General features: G+C 56.9%; 1 protein-coding gene. It reads right to left on the bottom strand.

The window, feature by feature from the left end; translation table 11 throughout:
• Positions 1 to 884: recombination-associated protein RdgC (locus CYR55_RS22985; RefSeq protein ID WP_101818597.1), on the bottom strand; the 884-nt coding region annotated here is incomplete at its 3' end.
• Between the last annotated feature and the right edge of the window lie 33 nt (positions 885 to 917).

Below are 917 nucleotides of genomic sequence, written 5' to 3' on the forward strand. Positions count from 1 at the left end.
GTCAGGTCATCGGTCATGCGTAACAGCTCATCAGCCACCAGGGCAATATCGGCAGCCCGGCGCTGTAGTGCCTCATCGCGCTCAATATCGTCGTTTTGCATAACCAGCGAATCAGAGAACGCCAAACCGGTAAGCTGGCCGCTGTCGCTCAGCACCAGGCTTACACGCTCCTGCCAATTCATTTCCAAGCGGGTGACCACCTTGCCGGCGCTGATCATGGCCTGGATCTCATCGGAGCCGAGGTCTTGTTTTGCCACCTTGGCTACGCCACCGCTCTCAAGCAGGGATTCAAACTCAGCGCGTGCGCCCATTGTCCAGCCAGCAGGCATGTCGCTCTCTTGCACCCACTTGGTAAGGGTCAGTTCAATGGGGGTTTCCATGCATACAGGCACTACCGGCAGGGAGCCAAGCGCCTTACGCACCAGCGCCAGAGCATCCTCAGCCTTTTTGGCCGGGGCATTCACAAACACGCGCATACCGCGGGTGTCGAACAGCACCAGCGTTTGTGAATACCCCGAAAAAGCACGCGGCAGCAGTGCATGGATCACTTCATCTTTCAGGCTGTCCTTCTCGGACTTCTTCAGCCGGCGGGCTTGCTCTGCTTCAAGTTTCTGCACCCGGGCAGCCAGGGCTTGCTTGATAACAGAGGAGGTCAGGAGTTTCTTTTCATGCTTGATGGCCACCAGCAGATAACCATTGCCGGAGCACACCAGTTCACCTTCCGTATCACCGGTCAGCGGGCTGATAAAGCCGCTCTTGGCCATGTCTTGGGAGCCGCACGGTTGAAAGGTGAGGGTAGCAATCTGCTTTTGCAGCTCGTCATGCGTCAAAGTGACATCGCGGGAAAGGCGATAAATTGAGGCGGTGCGGAATTCCTTGAACATCAGGCAGCGACCGCCTCAATCTCCACGGTGAAA

The organism is Chimaeribacter californicus (assembly GCF_002858675.1).
Lineage (GTDB): Bacteria > Pseudomonadota > Gammaproteobacteria > Enterobacterales > Enterobacteriaceae > Chimaeribacter > Chimaeribacter californicus.